This is a genomic window from Micromonospora sp. HNM0581 (genome assembly GCF_012726175.1).
Classification (GTDB): Bacteria; Actinomycetota; Actinomycetes; order Mycobacteriales; family Micromonosporaceae; genus Micromonospora.
The window spans coordinates 110,652-128,309 of the sequence record NZ_JAASAD010000005.1; the positions used below are offsets into that span (position 1 = coordinate 110,652).

The following is a 17,658-nucleotide window of genomic DNA, read 5'->3' on the forward strand; positions in this document are numbered from 1 at the left end:
CGACGGCAGCGGGGCCACGAGTCACCACGGCGTCGTGCCGGGAATGGCCAGCCCGCGTGGCAGGTTCCCGCACGTCCGGGTCGTCGGTGAGCTGATCTTCGTGTCCGGTACGTCCAGTCGGCGTCCGGACAACACGATCGTCGGGGCGAGCGTGGACGCGATGGGTGTCACCGATCTGGACATCCGGGCGCAGACCCGCGCCGTCATCGAGAACATCCGCGACATCCTGCGGTCCGTCGGCGCGGAGCTGACCGACCTGGTCCAGGTCACCAGCTACCTGGTCAGCATGAACGACTTCGGCGGCTACAACGATGTCTACGCCGAGTACTTCGACCAGACCGGGCCCACCCGTACCACCGTCGCCGTGCATCAGCTGCCGCATCCGCACCTGCTCATCGAGATCCAGGCGGTCGGCCGGCGTCGGCCGTAGGTCCGTCAGCCGGTGAGGACGTCGGGTGGGGGACGAGGCGACGGAAGGACTCCGCCGAGGTGCGGATGTCGACGGTGCCCAGGTGCCGGATCTGCTGCTGTGGCCGCAGGAGGCGGCATGGTCGGTGGGCGCTGCGCCGCGAGGTGCGTTACGCCCTGACGGTCTGCACCGGCCGTCAGCTGACGGATCGGTCGGGTCGGGTCACCTGGTCCGCTGCCAGTACCGGCAGGTCCAGTCCACCCGGTGCAACTCGTCGGTGATGCCGTACTCGGCGCGGAAGTCGTCGACCGCCTGCTTGCAGCCCCGGACCGCGTGGTAGTCGTCGACGATCACGTAACCGCCGACTGACAACTTCGGGTACAGGCTGGTCAGTGCGACCATCGTCGAGTCGTAGAGATCACCGTCGAGCCGGATGAGGGACAGCCGTTCGACCGGAGCGGTGGGAAGCGTGTCCTGGAACCAGCCGGGCAGGAACTGCACCCGTTCGTCGAGAAGCCCGTACCGCCGGAAGTTGTTCTTGACCTGGTCGAGGGAGACCGCGAGGAACGGCTGGGTCCAGAGGGCGTCCTCGACGTCCTCAGTCCGGTGCGCTTCGGGTTTCGGCAGGCCCCGGAAGGAGTCCGCCACCCAGACGGAGCGGTCCTGATCGTCGTACGCCCGCAACATGCCACGCATGAAGATGACTGCACCGCCGCGCCAAACACCGGTCTCGATGAGGTCTCCGGGCACCTGCTGGTCCAGCACGTCGCGGAGGCACCGTTCGAGGTTGTCCAACCGACGTAGGCCGATCATCGTGTCCGCCTCCGGTGGCCAGTCACGGCCGTTGGCGCGGGCATCGGCGTCGAACGGGAATCTCAGCACCAGTTCCAGACCACGATTGCGTAGCAGATGCTTGTAGCGGTTGTAGATCCGACCATGCAGCGAAGCGGCCCGGGGCTGGTAGGGCATCCACGTCTCCTGGAAGACGTACCGGGTCAGTGCCCGCTTCAGCAGGTCGCAGTACATGATGCGGGGGTCGCTGTCGGTCGATGGCAGGTGGGCGAGTGTGTCGGTCATCGGGTTCTCCTTCGTGGGCAGGTACCACTTCGGCGTTGGTCGTCGCACGGCAACGGACGACCGGGGCGGCTCAGGTGGCCACGGGCATGTCGGCGGGGTCCCGCTCCGGCACCGGTGCGTCCGGTAGGGGACCGGTGCCGGACCGGTAGACACGGCCGGAGGTTTCGTTCCGGGAGGCCGGCGACCGGTGGTCGCCCCGGTCGTGGCCGGACCACCTGCCGGCGACCACCTCCACCGGTACGGTCGCACCGCCGCGTGACGGGAACCCGACGGCGGACGCCGGTAGGGGCCGGGGGGCCGATCGGCTGTTCGGCGCACGATCGGGCGGCGGCGGTGGGTCGAACACCGCCGCCACTGCGGTGTCGGTGTCCCGCTCGGCGGGCCGGTCGATCGCCCCGACGGCGATGGTGCCGACAAGGGGCAGGTCGAGTCGCCGCAGCAGCCGCGCCGCCCGTGCCGCCTGGTTGGGGTCGGTCCGGCCCGCCGCCACCACGAGCAGCACCGCGTCGGCATGCTCGGCCAGTGCGGCGGTGTCGTAGCAGGCGAGTACGGGCGACCCGTGGACGATCACGCAGTCCGCGCTCTCGGCCAGGACGTCGAGCAGTTCCCCTAGGTCGCGTGCCTGTCCGGTGGTGAGACTCTGCTGCGGCTCGGTCGGTAGCACCGTGAGGTCCGGCAGGCCGGCGATCCGCGCCGGCCGGTGGAAACCGGCCCGGATCTGCTGCCAGGTGAACAGGGTGCCGGGGAAGAGCCCGGCGAGCGCGGGATCGCGAACGGCGGCGTCGACCACGGCGACCCGTCGTCGCTCGGTCGCCAGCGCGAGTCCCAGCAGTGCACTGACCGCCGCCGCACCGTCGTCGTCGTGGGCGCCGAGCACCAGCAGGCGTGGCCGTGCCGACGTGGTGAGCACATCGACTGCGCAGATCGTCGCCCGAGCCGACACCGCCACCTCCCGCCGGCCGAACAGCGCCCGGGCGTGGTGACGGGCCGATGGCCTGGGCAGCTGCGGGAGGGAGCCGACGACCGGCAGACCGAGACGTGACTCCAGCTGCCTGGTGTCCCGCAGCCGTCTGTCGAACCGGTCCCTGAGCACCGTGGCACCCCAGCCGACGAGCAGCCCGACGAGTGCACCCAACGCGCTGTTCAGCAGCGGCTTCGGAGACGCCGGCTGGGACGGTACGCCGGCCGTGTCGACCACCCGGGTGGTGACCCCCGCGTCTCCACCGAGCCGTAGGCGCTCCAGCTGTCCACCCGTGACACGACTCACCGCGTCGGCGATGGCGGCGGCGTCGGCGGCCGAGGTGGCGTCGGCGCGGACCAGGACGATCTGCAGCCCTGGTTCGAATTCGCCGTGCACGTGACCGGCGACCACATGTTCGGCAAGCCCCAGTTCGCGGGCTGCCGCGAGAGCCACCTCCCGGGAACTGATCAGCTTGGCGACGGTCGGTGCCAGGTTCTGTGCGAGCACGACACCCAACTCGGCCGGCCGGTCACCCGATGGCGTGTCGGCGACGACCAGGACCGACGCCTGTGCCTCGTACCGCACCGGCAGCAGGGGGGTCGCCAGCTGAGCGGCGGCCAGCCCGGCACACAGCCCGAGCAACGGCAACGCGATCCGGCGCCAGGTCACGTCCAGCAGTTCACGTCCGTCGATGGCGCTTCTCACGCGGGCACCTCCCGGTCCGCCTCGGCGCGGGTCTGTCGACCGACCGGCGTCCGCACCGGAACACCTGTCCGGTCTTCGTGCAGCTGTCGCCACAGCCGGTCGAGTCGTTCTGCGATCCGGTGCCACGCGAATTCGCCGGTTGCCCTGCTCAGCCCGCTTGTCGACATCGCGCGGGTCATCGCCGGCCGGTCACGCAACTGGCCGAGCCGCTCGGCGAGTGCGGCCACGTCGCCGGCCGGGAAGATCAGTCCGGCGTCGCCGACGACGTACGGGATTTCGCCGACGTCACTGCCGATCACCGGGATGCCGCAGGCCATCGCCTCGACGAGGACCCGACCGAACTGCTCCCGCAGCGGAATCCCGACCCACGGCAGGACGTTGCGCTGCACGATCTCCACGGCGGGCAGCACGAGCACATCCAGCTGGGCCAGCCGGTCCGGCAGGTCGGTGTGACCCGACCACCCGTACCGCCGGACGCGGCCGGGACGGGCTCGCGCGGCGCGGTCGATGTCGGGGGCCAGACTCCCGTCGCCGACCAGCACCACGTCGCAGTCGGCGAGTTCGGCGGCCCGGAGCAGGTCGGGCACCCCCTTGTGCGGCTCGAACCGGCCGACGAACCCGGCCGTGAACGGGCGGGTGTGGTCCGCTGCGGCGCGGGGCCGGAACGTCCTGGTGTCCACGCCCAGCGGAACAGTGGTCGTCGCGCCGCGAAAACCCTTGGCACGCAGCACCTGACGGGCGGCTGGCGTGATCGGCAGAATCATGTCGACGTGGCGGTAGGCGTAGCGTTCGACCAGCGGAAACGGCATCGGGAAACGGGTGACGACGTTCTGTGCGGCGTAGAGCGTCGTCGGTACGGTGGGCCAGTGCCGTCGACACGTACGCAGCACCTGCCAGGTCGACAGGTAAGCGGCCTCGCCGATGATGTGTACGACGTCGGGCGGCGGCAGGACCGGTGGTCCGGCCCGTCCGCCGAGCCGGATCATGATGGATGCCATGTGGCCGGTCCTACCCTCGCCCATCCGGTGCGGCAGGATCCGGGCGGAGAAGCCGGCGTGCCGCTGGCTGAGCCGGGCGAACTCTCGTTCCGTGGCGGGCGACACGTCGGCCGCGAGCACGGTGAGTCGCAGGCCGGGTCGTTCGCACAGCACGTCGAACAGGTCCGTCCAGTGCTCGGTACGGGCACCGACGACGGTGATCAGCACATGCATCAGGGTCGACCTCCGAGGTGGAGTCGGGTGACCGCGATCCGGCCCACCCGGGTCCAGGCCCGCATTCGCGCGGCACCGGCTCGTGGTTGCAGGAACAGCCGCCCGGCGGCCAGGACGATTCCGAGCAGGGCCCGGGACAGCACCACGACCCGGACGGCGTGGCGGGACCGAGGTCGGTGCCGGCTGAAGAACACCAGCATGCTGCGGTAGAGATGGGGCCAGATCCAGGTGGGATCGCTGCTGCTGGCCCCACCGGTGTGCACGGCGGTCACCGAGGGCAGGTAGAGCACCTCGGCGCCCCGGCGGCGTGCCTGCAGGCAGAGTTCCTCGTCCTCGTAGTACATGAAGTACTCCTCGTCCAGTCCGCCGACGGCGGTGAACAGACTGGTGCGGATGGCCATGCACGCGCCGGAGACCCAGTCGACCCCGGTCGGCAGGCCACCTCGCAGGCAGGCGTCGTACGCCCGCCTGCGGTGTCGTCCGGAGAGCCACCGCCGTACCGGCACCGGTATCAGCACCCCGCCGAATCGGCTCGCCACCACGGTGGTGAGGCTCTCGAAGGGGTGCGCGCTGACCGCCGTACGGCCGGTGCAGTCCAGCAGCCGTGGCCCCGCGATCCCGACCTGCGGCCTGCTGAGCAGGGTCTCGACAAGTGTCCGGGTGGTCTTTGGTGGCACGACACAGTCGGGATTGACGAGCAGCAGTACGCGTGTGCCGACGTCGGCGGCGGCCCGGTTCACGGCGGCGGCGAACCCCGGGTTGTCGGTGCCGGCCGACACGAGCACCTCGGGAAAACGGGACCGGACCAGCTCGACGGTGCGGTCGGTCGAGCCGTTGTCGACCAACCGGACCGGCAGCCCGGCCTGCCGTAGCGCGGTCAGCGCGGCGGTGACCTGCCCGGCGGAGTTGTGGGTGACCAGGATCGCGGTCGCGTCGATGCTGCTCATCGGCACGTCACCCCGACCGGGCTGGCGGGCAGCGGCAGCGGCGCGGGTACCGGTTCCCTGACCGTCTTCGCCCGGGTGGTCAGCAGCACCAGCGCGGGCAGCAGCCCGAGTTCCCAGTGCCCGTCGGTGGGGGCGGCGAACATGGCGGAGGCGAGGAAACCGCAGCACAGGGCGGCGAACGGCAGGGCCGGTCCGGTGCGGTCGACGAGCCCGGCCCGGATGCCGCGTAGCACCGGCCAGAGCACCAGGGCCAGGCCGAGCAGTCCGACGTTGGCCAGCAGAGTCACGTAGTACGCGTGGTACACCGGACCGACGTCGGTGAGGGCGAATCCGGCCAGGTAGATGTCGGTGGTGGACTGTCCGAGCCCGGCCCCGAGAACGGGCCGGTGGGCGAAGACGTCGAGACCGACCGTCGACTCGGCCGCCCGGTAGCCGGCCGACTGCTGTAGCCCGACCGCGACCTCCTGCGCGCGGACCCGAACGCCGGGCTGCAGGGCCAGCAGGGCGGCGGCGACACCACCGACCGCTACCGTGGTGGCGGTTCCGGTTCGTACCGCCCGCCCGCCGAGACCGAGCATGACCAGCAGCGTCACCCCGGCGGCGAGCCAGATTCCCCGGTACGAGGCGAGCACCACGTCGACGGCGAGGAACGCGGCGACCAGCACCGCCACCGTCCTCCGCCACCCGGTTGCCCGGCCGGCGAACCAGATCAGCGTCGGGATCGCCAACAGTGTGAGCAGACCACCGTGCCGACCCGGAACGGTCATCGAGATGGCTGTCAGGACGGTCACGACGCCGACGTAGAGCAGCCCAGCGGCCACCATGCGTCGGGTGCTGGTGAGTGTGTGGGTGGCGAGGAAGAAGTACGTCGGGAGGATCGCGATCTGATAGGCCGCGACGAGGACCTCGGTGGGCAGGTTTCCGACCGCGAGACCGTAGCCGGCTCCCGCGACGGTGAGCCCGACCATCACCAGCATCCCGCGGTCGGCGGCGGTCCTGCGGCCGGGACGACCGACGCCCAGGGCGGACCGGATCACCAGAGCCGCTGCGCCGACCGCCAGTACCAGCAGGTGCGCCAGCACGTAGCTCGCTACGTCGCCTCGGCCGACGAGACCGCCGGCCACCGTGCCGCCGAGGATTCCCACCGGTAGCACGGCCCAGGGCCAGATCAGGAAGACGACGAGGAGCACCACCGCCCCGGCGGCGGCGAGCGCCGCCACCGGGGGTAGCAGGGCGGCCAGGGACACGGTGGCACTCAGCCCGGCGGCACCGAGTAGCACGCCGACACCGGCCACGGCCCGGTTCACCGGACCGTCCTGGCGAGCAGGTGGTGCAGCTCGTCGCCCCGGGCCGCCCAGCTGTTCGCCGTCGCCACCGCCCGCCGTCGGGTCGCCTGTTCGCTGGCCGCGGTGTCGGCCAGGGCCGTCGCGATGGCTGTGGTGAAGGTGTCGACGCCGTCGGCGAGGTGCACCACATCGGCCAGCCGGGTCAGCGCCGGTAGCGGGGTGGCGACCACCGGTTTGCCCAGCGCCAGGTATTCGTAGCACTTCTTCGGGTGTACGTAGTCGATGCGTCCGCCGACCCGGTACGGAATGATCGTGACGTCGCAGGCGCGCAGCGTCGCGGGCAGGTCGGCGTACGGGACCGGGCCGGTGAGCAGCACGTTGGCCAGACCGGCAAGCGGTGCCCGACCGGCGCGGGTGTGCGGTCCGACCAGCAGGAACGTCCAGTCGGGTTGGGCCCGCGCCACGGCGGCGACCAGGTCACCGTCGAAGGCCCTGGTGTCGATGGCGCCGCTGTAACCGACAAGTGGCCGCGATGGTGCGACCGGCCGGGGCGCGACCGGCCCGTGCGGGGTGAAGTGATCGGGGTCGCAGGCGTTCGGCAACACCACGGGGGTTCGTCCGGCGTCCGGCATCCGGGCCGGTAGTGCCGTCGAGGACGCCAGCACCAGGTCGGCGGCGGCGACCGCCCGGCCCAGGCTGCGGCGGAGGTGGCCGCGGTTCCACCACCTGGTGAAGGTCCAGTCCAGGTCGGCCGCGTCGTAGACGACGGCGGCGGCGAATCGGGCCGCGCAGGGTGCGGCCAGGTCCTCGTCCAGCCAGACCAGACGGACACGCCCGGCGGCGTGGCCGAGCCAGCGCCGGAGCACACCGACGGCGACGCGGCGGTTGACGATGTTGGCCAGTGACAGGTGGCGACCGAGGGGGGCGGGGGTGGGCGGCACGGCGTGCCAGATGCCGGTCTCCACCGGGCGGATGGTGCCTCCCGGTCGGATCCGGAGACCCGGGGGATCGACGAAGAGTACCCGGTACCTGGTGGCGAGTTGCCGGGCCAGGGCGTGCTGCCGGTGTGCGCCGCCGCGCCACGGGGTCGCGCTGAAGTAGACGACCCAGTCGCCACCGGCGGCCACCGTACCGGGTGCGCCGCGCCGCGGCTGGCTGCGGAGGTCAGTCACGGCCGGCCCACTGCCGGACCGGTGTCCGGCGTGTCGCCGGTAGCACCTCGTCCTCACCGACGTGGCCGAGGACCGGCCGGGCGGACTCGTCGTCGAGCCGGAGTAGCCGTGCCCCTGCTTGCCGGTCGAGCCAGCGGCGGACGGCTGCGGCGGCGAAGCGCCGGTTGACCGTGTCCACGGTCCGCAGCCGGGTGCCGAACGGCAGCGGGGTCGGTGGGATGAGACGCCAGGTCGTGTCGCCGACGTGGTCGATCCGGCTGCGCCACCGGGGGCGGGGCGCGGGCGGGTCGACGAGCAGGGTGCGTCGATTCGGGGTGTCGGACAGGGGTGCCGTCCCGACTGCCGGGGCTGCTGCTGGTGTCCGGGTGAACACGATCAGCCAGTCGCGGATGTCGCCGTCGGGCAGCGGACCGACGTCGCCGCGCAGGGCGGCCCGGAGGTCGGTGAGGGTGAGCTGGACGTGACGTCCGCAGATCCGCTTCACCACGTGGTCGGTCAGGACGGCCAGTCGGAAGACCGTCACGCGGTGGCGGGGCTGGGTGACCCGCAGGTAACCGACCAGGCTGCCCAGCAGGTGCCGGAAACGGATGGCGGGGCCGAGCAACCGGCACGAGGCGCCCCGGACGTGGGTCACGACCGCCGCCGGGATCATCCACAGCTCGCGGCCGGCGTGGTCGAGTTGCCGGGCGAGGATGGCGTCGTTCCAGTAGACCGGGAACCGCTCGTCGAAGATGCGGTCCGGGGCGAGCGCGCAGCGGCGCAGCAGCATGCAACTGCCCGAGGCCAGTTGCCGTGGTCGGCTGAAGTCCTCTCCGCGCATCTGGAACGTGTGCAAGGCATGCCGGAATCCGGGGACCCGCCGCAGCGCGGTGACGAGTGCCAGCGCCGCCGCAAAGCTGGGCTGCTGGACGTAGTGCTGCTGGAAGGTGCCGTCCGGATTGAGGTAGAGGGGGCTGACACCGGCGACTTCGGGCCGGTCGTGCAGGAACGCGACCATCGTCGACAGCGCGCCGGGATGAAACGCGACGTCGCTGTTGAGCAGCAGGATCAGCTCTCCCCGGGCTTCGCGGTACGCCTGGTTGACGGCGGCGGCGAAGCCCACGTTGCGGGAGTTGCGGATCAGGCGTACGCGGGGCCACTGTGCCAGCAGGTCTGCTGAGGCGTCTCGGGAGGCGTTGTCCACCGCCACCACCTCGTAGTCGAGGTCGGCGGCGACCGTCTCGGCAAGCGACTCCAGACAGCGTCGGGTCTGCTCCCGGGTGTTCCAGCTGATCAGCAGGACGGACAGCGTCGGCGGTGTGGTTCGATCCGCTCGCGACCGGTCGGTGCCGTTCATCCGGTCACCCCCGCCGGGCCTCGGCGGGCGAGGACGCGCAACAGGTCACCGAGGTGCGGGTGGCGTATCCGGGGTGACCGGGATGCGGCGAGGTCGGCGACGAGCAGGCCGCGGGCGTGGCGGATGCGGGCCAGTGGCCGCCAGTAGAACCGGGAGAAGACGGTGTCGTGTGCCACGACCTCGAAGCCGGTTTCGCGCAGCATCCGGCGCAGCGTGTCGGGGGTGAAGTGCCAGCGGTGGTAGCGGGGTGCCACGGCTGGCCAGTGGTGGCCGAGGCGGGTGGCGGCGGCGGAGGCGATGTTGGGTACTTCGAGGGCGAGCCAGCCGCCTGGGGTGAGGGTGTGTCGTGCGGCGTGGAGGAAGGTGCGGGGGTTGTCGACGTGTTCGAGGACGTGGAAGGCGCAGACGATGTCTGCGTGCAGTGTGGGTGCGATGTGTTCGAAGTAGCCGTGTCGGACGGGTACGCCCAGGTGTTGGGTGGCGTAGGTGGTGGCGGCGTGGGATACCTCTATGCCGGTGGCGGTGTATCCGGCGTTGCGGGCGGCTTCGAGGAAGTAGCCGCCGGCGCATCCGGCTTCGACGAGTACCGATGGGCGGGTGATCGAGGACAGCCACCGTAGCCGTCGCCCCGCCTCGAACCGGCGCTGCCGGCTGGAGGCGAAGTAGTCCTGGTAGCCGTCGGTCAGGTAGTAGGCCTCGTCGTACAGCTCGTCGGGTGGTGGCCCGGGTTCGGCGGTCCAGACGAAGCCGCAGTCGGCGCAGCGACGTAGCACGCCGTCCAGGGCCGGACGTGACCGGTCGTCGCGACCACACAGGGCACAGGTGGTGGGTGCGTCGTGTTTCAGTTTCATCGGTCGCTCCGTCCGGGTCGCGGTTTGCGCGCGATCACCCGCAGCAGGTCTCCCCGTCGCCGGTGCGTCAGGCGGGGTGAGCGCACGTCGAGCCAGTCCGCTGGTAGCAGCCGCCGGGCGTGTCGGATGCGATAGCGCAGCGGCATGTAGTAGCGGAACACCGCCGTGTCCTGCCGGACCACCTCGAAGCCGGTGGCGGTCAGCAGTCTCACCAGCGATGTCGGGGTGAAGTGCCAGGGGTGGTACTCCGGTTGCAGACCGGGCCAGTGGTGGCCGAGGCGGGTGGCGGCGGCGGAGGCGATGTTGGGTACTTCGAGGGCGAGCCAGCCGCCTGGGGTGAGGGTGTGTCGTGCGGCGTGGAGGAAGGTGCGGGGGTTGTCGACGTGTTCGAGGACGTGGAAGGCGCAGACGATGTCTGCGTGCAGTGTGGGTGCGATGTGTTCGAAGTAGCCGTGTCGGACGGGTACGCCCAGGTGTTGGGTGGCGTAGGTGGTGGCGGCGTGGGATACCTCTATGCCGGTGGCGGTGTATCCGGCGTTGCGGGCGGCTTCGAGGAAGTAGCCGCCGGCGCATCCGGCTTCGACGAGTACCGATGGGCGGGTGATCGAGGACAGCCACCGTAGCCGTCGCCCCGCCTCGAACCGGCGCGGCGCGTCGCGGAAGTAGTCGTCGTAGCCGCCGCCGGTGAAGTAGTCCAGGTCGTAGCGGGCCGGCGTGGTGGTCGGATCCCTGACGGTCCAGCCGAGTCCGCAGGAGGTGCAGCGGCGGACGAGACCCCCGAAGTCGTCCCGGCTGGGGTGGGCGTGTCCGCAGTTGAGGCACGCGCCGACCGGAGTGTCGGCGTTCACCGGCGCGCTCCGGGGCTGAGCGCGGTGCGGGCCCGCAGGGCGAGCGTCCGTAGCCGGGATCGTTCCTGGGCCGTCAGGTGACCGCCGAGGACGAGTAGCCCGCCGGCGATCGTCATGGTGAGGCCGACCCGCGTGGCAACGGCCAGTGCGGCGGACATCCGTCCGGGACCGTCGGGTAGGTGCCCGGTCAGGCCCGCTGTCGACGCTGCGGCAAGCGTCGCGGCGAGTGTCGGCGGCCAGAGCGTCCGGAGCACGGGCCGGAGCGGACGGGCGGTTGCCCGGTGGAAGTGGACCAGGAAGTACACCGTGGACAGCACGACCGCGAGCGCCGTCGCGGTCGGCACACCGAGCGGACCGGTGAGCATCAGCAGCGGTACGGTCAGCGCGACGTTGAGCGCGACGGACAGCAGCACGTAGCGTGTTTCCAGGCCGGGGCGGCCTTCGACCCGGGTCACTATCGTGGCGGCGCCCATGATCAGGTTCACCGCGTACGCCGGAGCGAGGATCATGATCGTCGCTGCGGCCCAGGGGACCGGTTGTCCCAGCCACAGCCGCACGAGCGGTTCGGCGCTGACCACGAGTGCGGCTGCCGCCGGTGCGATGAGGGCGGCGAGGTAGCGCACCGCCTTCAGGTAGAAGATGTCGAGCCAGGCACGTCCGCCGCTTGCCGCTCGGCGGACCGCGGCCGGGAAGAGGACCAGCAGCGCGAAGCCCGGCGGCAGACGTAAGAGGTTGAGCAGGCGGGTGCCGAGGTCGGCGTCTCCGGTCACCGACGGGCCGAAGAATCCGCCGAGCACCAGCCGGTCGAGTTCCACGTTGACGGCGGCGGCACCGCTGGACACCTGGACGCGTAGCCCGTACGCGCCCACCCGGCGCAGTTCGTCGACGGGCAGTCGGCCCCAGCGGGGTGTCAGGTTCCGGTGCCGGTGTTCGGCTGCTGCGGCGAGCAGGATGGTCCTGATCGTGCTTGTCGTCGCGGTGGCTGCGGCAAGTGCGACCAGGCCGCCGCCGAGCCGCACCACCGCGATGGTGAGTGCCGCGCCGACCACCGCGGTGACGGTGCTGACCAGGGCGAGCGTGCCGTAGCGCTGCACTCCCTCTAGGACGGCCCGCCAGGGCAACTCGAATCCGCCCGTCACCACTGCGAGCAGCAACCACAGGGTGGCGTGCCACGCGTCGCGGGTCAGCTCGCCGAGGCGGAGCAGGTGGGCGATCCACGGCCAGCCGGCAGTGATCGCGGAGAGGGTCAGCCCGCCCAGGAGCAGCCCCCAGGTCAGGCCGAGACCGAGCAGCCGTCGGGTCACGTCGGCGGGCTCGGTCGGCACCGGCACCGCCGCCACCTCGCGTACCAGCGCCGAGCCGAGGCCGAGGTCGAAGAGCGCGGCGACGGCGAGTAGCCCGGTCAGCAGCACCCAGACACCGAACGCCTCGGGACCGAGGTGCTGGTAGACCATGGGCAGTGTGACCAGGCCGGCCAGCGCCATCACGATCCGCGCGCCCAGCATGCTCACCGTGTTGCGGGCCAGCCGGCCGTGGACCGCGCTGGTCGGGCTACCCACGGGGGAAGCCCCGGAGTAGTTCCCGGGCGGTCAGCGCCAGCAGGGTCAGATCGATCCGCAGCGACCGGCAGTTGAGGTACAGCAGGTCACAGCGGAGCTTCTCCTCGACCGTGGCGGCATAGCCGCCGGTGAGTTGGGCGAGTCCGGTGAGTCCGGGGCGGACCAGGTGCCGCAGGTCGTAGTGGGGTAGTCGCCGGAACTCGGCGATGAACTCGGGCCGTTCGGGGCGGGGACCGACCAGGCTCATGTCTCCACGTACGACGTTCCACAGTTGCGGCAACTCGTCGAGCCGGGTACGCCGTAGCACTCGCCCGATGCGGGTGACCCGGGTGTCGCCTGGTTGGGCGAGCACCGGCCCGGTCTCACGTTCCGCGCCGGGCCGCATGGTGCGGAACTTGACCATCGAGAACAGGCGTCCGCCCGCACCCACCCGCTGCTGCCGGTAGAACGGCGGCCCGGTGAACGAGATCACCACGGCGATGGTCAGGATCAGGGGGAGCACCAGCGTCGCGCTGAGCATGATGATGCCGAGGTCGAGGCACCGTTTGGCGCGCTCACCACGGCTGGGCTGACCTGAGCGGAGCCGGATCCAGGGCAGTCCGCCGAAACGTCGGAGACGAGGATTGGGCAGCAGTCCGTAGACCGGTCGGGCCAGTACGAGGATCTCCACACCGAGGTGCTGGCAGGCGGCCACCATCGGCTCGTCGATGCTGTCCAGTGAGTTCTTCAGCAGGAGAAACCTGGGGCGTAGCTGCCGCAACGTCGTGGTGAGCTGTTCGGCCTGGGTGGGTGCCGGCATCCGCAGGACCACGTCGAGTTCGTCGTCGAGCCGGTCGGGGCGGGCCGGGGAGTCCGTCGGTTCGATCACCAGTACGCGGATCCGGACGCTCGCCGGCGCCCGGTGGTCGTCGGCGGAGGCGGAGTCGTCGAGTGCGGTAGCCGGGCCGGGTGGGCGTACGGGGCGACTGGACGTCGTTTCCGGAGTCCTCGTTTGCTGGACGGCGACCGCTGGCTTCTCCACGTGTGGGACACCTCCTCTCGCCGCCTGCCTTCGATGCCGGCGTGAAAGCCGTTAAACAGCACTATGGAGTACACAACAAGCCAATGTGGCAGAACAGTCAAAGTAAGGAATGTTCGAATTGTTATCGTCGTGGGGTATCAACGGCAAATATGGAAGAATACGGCTTACGGGGCCAGTGCCCGCCCGATGAGAAGTCGCCTCAACCATCCTGTCGTCGAGGAGTTTCGCGATGGACGATCCGTCGACCGTGGTCACGCCGTCGCCACCGCAGGGTGCGGCTCCGCGTCGGGTGCTGGTGACCGGCGGTGCCGGATTCATCGGCAGCCACGTCGTGTCACACCTGCTGCTGACGTGTTCCCAGGTCAGGGTGCTCGACGACTTTTCCACCGGCCGGATCGAAAATCTCGCCGAGGCCATGCGGCGTGGGCTGACGGCGTCCGATGTGTTTCGCGGCGATGTCCGCACCGCCCAGGCGGCCGAGATGATCGGTCGGTGGCGACCCGATGTCGTGGTGCATCTCGCAGGTCAGAGCAGTCTGCCTGCCGCTCGACGTTCTCCTCTGTTCGACGCTGACGTGAACATCCTCGGGACCGTCAACATTGCCGATGCCTGCGTGCGCGGGGGTGTTCGGTTGCTCGTCCATGCGGCCAGCAGCGCCGTCTACGGCGAGCCTGGACCGGACAGCCTCCCCCTCGGGGAGGACCACCCGCTGGCGGCAACGAACCCGTACGGCATCAGCAAGGCCGTGGGGGTCCACTACCTGGACTGGTACCGGCGTGAACATGGTCTGACCTATACCGCTCTGGCCTTCGGTAACGTCTACGGCCCGCCGCCGGTCCACGGTGGCGCCAGTGTGGTGGCCCTGCTGACGGAGGCGTTGCTGGACGGTCGCCTGCCGACCATCCACGGCGACGGCGAGCAGACCCGCGACTTCGTCCATGTCGTCGACGTCGCCGCAGCGGTGGTTCGTGCCTGCCAGTGCCCCGGTGCGGGGCTGGTGAACATCGCCACCGGTCGGCAGACCAGTATCAACGACCTCTACCGTGTGGCGCGTACCGTGCTCGGTGTCGAAGCGGAGGCACACCACGTTCCGCATCCCCATCCGCTGGAGGTTCGCCGGATGGCACTCGACACCAGCAAGGCGATGACCCATCTCGGCTGGCATTCGACGATCGGGCTGACCGAGGGGGTGCGGCTCACTGTCGAGGAGGCACGGCGCCGTCGCTTCGGGTACACCGCACCCGAAGCGGCCACATCAGGTGCTGTCGGTGGGTGCCGGCCGCTGACGTCGTGCCAGCTCGCCCGACAGCCCCCACCCTAAACCTAGTGTCCTAGGACGCCATGCGAGGTGTGAACGCCCACTACCGAGCAGAGACCAGCGGTGAAGAATTCGCGCGGTTTGGTGACACACACCTCAGCCCACTGCCCATCAAGATGATCTACGGTGGCAGTCGAGGAGCGCAGATGACGTCACGACCGGGGGTGCAGCGAGCGCTGATCGCTGCCGTCCAGGTGCTCGGCCTGGCAGTGTGGTTCTCGGCCTCCGCCGTGGTGCCGGCGCTGCGGGAGTCGTGGCAGATCAGCGCGGCCGCGTCCGTGTGGCTCACCGCGTCCGTCCAGCTGGGGTTCGTGGTCGGTGCGGTGACCTCGACGGTGCTGAACCTGGCCGACCGGATGAGGCCACAGCTCCTGATGGCCGCCTGTGCCATGTTGGCCGCGGTGTGCACCGGTGCCTTCGCCACCGCCGTCGACGGGCTGGCGGGTGCGATCCCGCTGCGCTTCCTTACCGGCGTCTTCCTGGCCGGGGTGTACCCGGTCGGCATGAAGTTGACCGGCTCCTGGGCGCCTCCGGCCCGTCGCGGGTTCGCGTTCGGCGTCATGATCGGAGCACTGACGCTCGGTTCGGCGTTGCCGCACCTGATCGGCGGGCTGGGAGACCTGCCGTGGCGGGCGGTGATGGGTACCGCGGCGGTCTGCGCCTTCGTCGGTGCGGTGGTGGCCGTGACACTGGTGCGGGAAGGTCCACAGTTCGCTACCGGTCCGCCACCGCGTCCGTATCCCCGGTATGCCCTGGCGATGTTCCGTCAGCGTGGCCCCCGACTGGTGAACCTGGGTTATTTCGGGCACATGTGGGAGCTGTACGCGCTGTGGACCTGGCTGCCCAGCTTCCTGATCGCGGGGGCGGCGGCGCGGGTGGGCCGAGACCAGGTGAACGTCAGTCTGCTCGCGTTCCTGGCGATCGGTGTCGCCGGTGTCGCCGGTTGCCTCGCCGGCGGCTGGGCCGCCGACCGGTTCGGCCGGCCCCGGGCGGCGGTCACCGCCCTCGCGGTGAGCGGGGCGTGTTGCCTGATCTCACCCCTGTTCTTCACCGCGCCGCCCGGTGCCGTCGTGCTTCTGGGCGTGGTGTGGGGTGCGGCGGTCATCGCGGACTCGGGTGTCTTCTCCACCGCGTTGAGTGAGGTGACCGACAAGCGGTACGTCGGAACGGCGCTGACCGCGCAGACGGCCATCGGGTTCGCGTTGACGGTCGTCACCATCCAGCTCGTGCCCGTGCTGGCCGGGGCGGTCGGCTGGCGTTGGGCGTTCCTGCTGCTGGTCCCGGGCCCGCTGGTCGGCGCGTTGGCGATGGGCGCGTTCGGCCGTCAGGTCGCGCGCGGCTGACCAGGCGGGCGCTGACGGGTGACTCCGGGGTGCACCGCCGGTCGCTGGCCCAGAAGGACAAATCCACCATATCGGGCGGCTGTCCGCGCAGAATGGCCAGGTGAGTGCTCCACCGTTGTTGCGTCGATCGCGTTGGCTGCGGTCGGTCATGCCAGGATCCCGCGTCACCCGGCTGGAGCTGTTCTTCGACCTGATCTTCGTCTTCGCCTTCCTCAACGTGGCGGATCTCGTGTCCGCGCAGGTGACCGCGCAGTCACTGCTGTCCGGTGTGGTGGTGCTCGCCCTGCTCTGGTGGTGCTGGACGACGTTCGCTTCGCTGGGAAACGTGGTCCGCGCCGACCACGGCCTGCTTCCCGTCTTCGGATTCGGCATCATGGCGGCCACTTTCGTGCTGGCCATCGCCATCCCGCAGGCGTTTCTCAACCAGCCGGACGACCTGACCGGCCCGGTGGTGTTCGCCGGCGCCTACCTGGCCCTGCGCGCCCTGACCCAGATCGCCTTCCTGTGGGCACTCAGCGCTGCCGGTCGTCGCCGGTGGACTCTGGTGATGATCACCGCACCAGCGGTGGTGGCTGCCACGTTCATCGGATTCGCGGCTACCGCCAGGTGGTGGGTGCCCGAGGAGAACGTCGTCGACGTACGCCTCGTGCTGTGGACGGCCGCGCTACTGGTCGAGTACTCGGTCGGCCTGTTCCTGCCGTATGCCCGGTGGGCCGTGGCGTCCGCCGGGCACTGGGCGGAGCGGCATGCGCTGATCGTCATCATCGCTCTCGGGGAGGCCGTCATCTCGCTGGGACTCGGCCCGGGGCAGTCCGATCTGCTGACACTCACCGTACCGGTGATCATCAGTTCCGTACTGGGCATCGCGTTGTTGGCCGTCCTGTGGTGGTTGCACTTCGACGCGCTGTTGCCGAGCGTCGAGCAGGCCATGCACGGCACCCGTGGCCCGGAGCGGGTCACGCTCGCACGTGACGTTTTCACCTACCTGCACTTCGCGGTCGTCGTGGGCATCGTCGGAGTCGCTCTCGGACTGAAGCTCGTCACCGAGGCGGTGGCCACGCCGGAGGACGAGAACCTGTCCCGCCCCGCGGTCGCCGTTCTGTACGGCGGGGTCGTCCTCTATCTGCTGGCAGGTGTGGCTGTCGTCCTGCGCACATTCCGGCGGCTGCGGTCCAGCACGCTGGTGTTGGCGGTCCTGATCGGTCTGCTGATGATGCCGGCGGCCGTGCTGAACCCGCTTGTCTCGCTGTTCCTGCTGGTAGTGGCGGGTGTGGCACTCGTGATCGTGCAACGCTTCAGCGGCGCCCGCGCGCGGGCGCGGGTCAAGGCGTCCATTCGTGCGGAGGAGCGGGTGGTCGAGGAGGCGGTCAGCGCGTGGCACCGTGGACATCTGTGACCGTGCGGCAGGTGGGGCACCATCGTCTGGGCGCGGGCGGCCTCGTGGCGTCACGTGGCTTCGCGTGGGCAGGGGCGAGCCAGGTGCGGGCGACCTCGGAATTCTGGATCGCCCATGTGGGTCGGATGCCCGCGACAGTGATCCCGCGTCGCCTCGTGTCCACCGAGGACGCCGAGACGCTACGTGAACATCTGGTTGGTCGGGGGGCTGCTCCACTC

The 17,658-nt window shown here is 70.4% G+C and carries 15 protein-coding genes and 1 pseudogene; 5 read left to right on the forward strand and 11 right to left on the reverse strand.

The window, feature by feature from the left end:
• Positions 1-43 precede the first annotated feature (43 nt).
• Entirely contained in the window at positions 44-430 is a 387-nt protein-coding gene (locus HCA58_RS09100; RefSeq protein ID WP_169597468.1) for a RidA family protein, read from the forward strand.
• Between the two features lie 201 nt (positions 431-631).
• On the opposite strand, the gene HCA58_RS09105 is transcribed toward HCA58_RS09100, so the two are convergent.
• The 11 genes from HCA58_RS09105 to HCA58_RS23440 all read right to left on the reverse strand — a co-directional run bounded on the left by HCA58_RS09105 (position 632) and on the right by HCA58_RS23440 (position 13,383).
• Positions 632-1,486 (reverse strand): TylF/MycF/NovP-related O-methyltransferase, encoded by an 855-nt coding sequence (locus HCA58_RS09105; RefSeq protein ID WP_205808112.1) that lies wholly within the window; start codon positions 1,484-1,486, stop codon positions 632-634.
• Between the two features lie 70 nt (positions 1,487-1,556).
• Positions 1,557-3,152, reverse strand: coding sequence for a hypothetical protein (locus tag HCA58_RS09110; RefSeq protein ID WP_169597335.1), 1,596 nt, complete (start codon positions 3,150-3,152; stop codon positions 1,557-1,559).
• Positions 3,149-4,363, reverse strand: coding sequence for a glycosyltransferase family 4 protein (locus tag HCA58_RS09115; protein WP_169597336.1), 1,215 nt, complete (start codon positions 4,361-4,363; stop codon positions 3,149-3,151). Before HCA58_RS09115 ends, HCA58_RS09110 begins: the two co-directional genes overlap by 4 nt.
• Positions 4,363-5,310: a glycosyltransferase family 2 protein gene (locus tag HCA58_RS09120; protein ID WP_169597337.1), complete on the reverse strand. Its 948-nt coding sequence runs from the start codon at positions 5,308-5,310 to the stop codon at positions 4,363-4,365. Before HCA58_RS09120 ends, HCA58_RS09115 begins: the two co-directional genes overlap by 1 nt.
• Positions 5,307-6,617, reverse strand: a complete 1,311-nt coding sequence (locus tag HCA58_RS09125; RefSeq protein WP_169597338.1) for an O-antigen ligase family protein — start codon at positions 6,615-6,617, stop codon at positions 5,307-5,309. Before HCA58_RS09125 ends, HCA58_RS09120 begins: the two co-directional genes overlap by 4 nt.
• Positions 6,614-7,768, reverse strand: coding sequence for a glycosyltransferase (locus HCA58_RS24015; protein WP_169597339.1), 1,155 nt, complete (start codon positions 7,766-7,768; stop codon positions 6,614-6,616). The genes HCA58_RS09125 and HCA58_RS24015 overlap by 4 nt, the downstream gene beginning before the upstream one ends.
• Complete coding sequence (locus HCA58_RS09135; protein WP_169597340.1) at positions 7,761-9,104, reverse strand: glycosyltransferase family 2 protein; 1,344 nt, start codon at positions 9,102-9,104, stop codon at positions 7,761-7,763. Before HCA58_RS09135 ends, HCA58_RS24015 begins: the two co-directional genes overlap by 8 nt.
• Positions 9,101-9,955, reverse strand: a complete 855-nt coding sequence (locus HCA58_RS09140) for a class I SAM-dependent methyltransferase (protein ID WP_169597341.1) — start codon at positions 9,953-9,955, stop codon at positions 9,101-9,103. Before HCA58_RS09140 ends, HCA58_RS09135 begins: the two co-directional genes overlap by 4 nt.
• Positions 9,952-10,803: a class I SAM-dependent methyltransferase gene (locus HCA58_RS09145; protein ID WP_169597342.1), complete on the reverse strand. Its 852-nt coding sequence runs from the start codon at positions 10,801-10,803 to the stop codon at positions 9,952-9,954. Before HCA58_RS09145 ends, HCA58_RS09140 begins: the two co-directional genes overlap by 4 nt.
• Positions 10,800-12,362 (reverse strand): oligosaccharide flippase family protein, encoded by a 1,563-nt coding sequence (locus HCA58_RS09150; protein ID WP_169597343.1) that lies wholly within the window; start codon positions 12,360-12,362, stop codon positions 10,800-10,802. The genes HCA58_RS09145 and HCA58_RS09150 overlap by 4 nt, the downstream gene beginning before the upstream one ends.
• A complete protein-coding gene (locus tag HCA58_RS23440) occupies positions 12,355-13,383 on the reverse strand; it encodes a sugar transferase (protein WP_205808114.1) in 1,029 nt (342 codons plus the stop codon). Before HCA58_RS23440 ends, HCA58_RS09150 begins: the two co-directional genes overlap by 8 nt.
• 229 nt (positions 13,384-13,612) lie before the next feature.
• Here HCA58_RS23440 and HCA58_RS09160 point away from each other — a divergent pair, with 229 nt between their 5' ends.
• The 4 genes and pseudogenes from HCA58_RS09160 to HCA58_RS23445 form a co-directional block, all read left to right on the forward strand.
• A complete protein-coding gene (locus tag HCA58_RS09160; protein ID WP_169597344.1) occupies positions 13,613-14,704 on the forward strand; it encodes a GDP-mannose 4,6-dehydratase in 1,092 nt (363 codons plus the stop codon).
• Between the two features lie 143 nt (positions 14,705-14,847).
• Positions 14,848-16,044 carry an MFS transporter gene (locus HCA58_RS09165; protein WP_169597345.1) on the forward strand — a complete coding sequence of 399 codons (1,197 nt, stop codon included), beginning with the start codon at positions 14,848-14,850 and terminating at the stop codon, positions 16,042-16,044.
• 148 nt (positions 16,045-16,192) lie between these two features.
• Complete coding sequence (locus HCA58_RS09170) at positions 16,193-17,440, forward strand: low temperature requirement protein A (protein WP_169597346.1); 1,248 nt, start codon at positions 16,193-16,195, stop codon at positions 17,438-17,440.
• A 50-nt stretch (positions 17,441-17,490) separates the two neighbouring features.
• A pseudogene (locus HCA58_RS23445) lies at positions 17,491-17,646 on the forward strand (YcxB family protein); the annotation flags it as partial.
• Between the last annotated feature and the right edge of the window lie 12 nt (positions 17,647-17,658).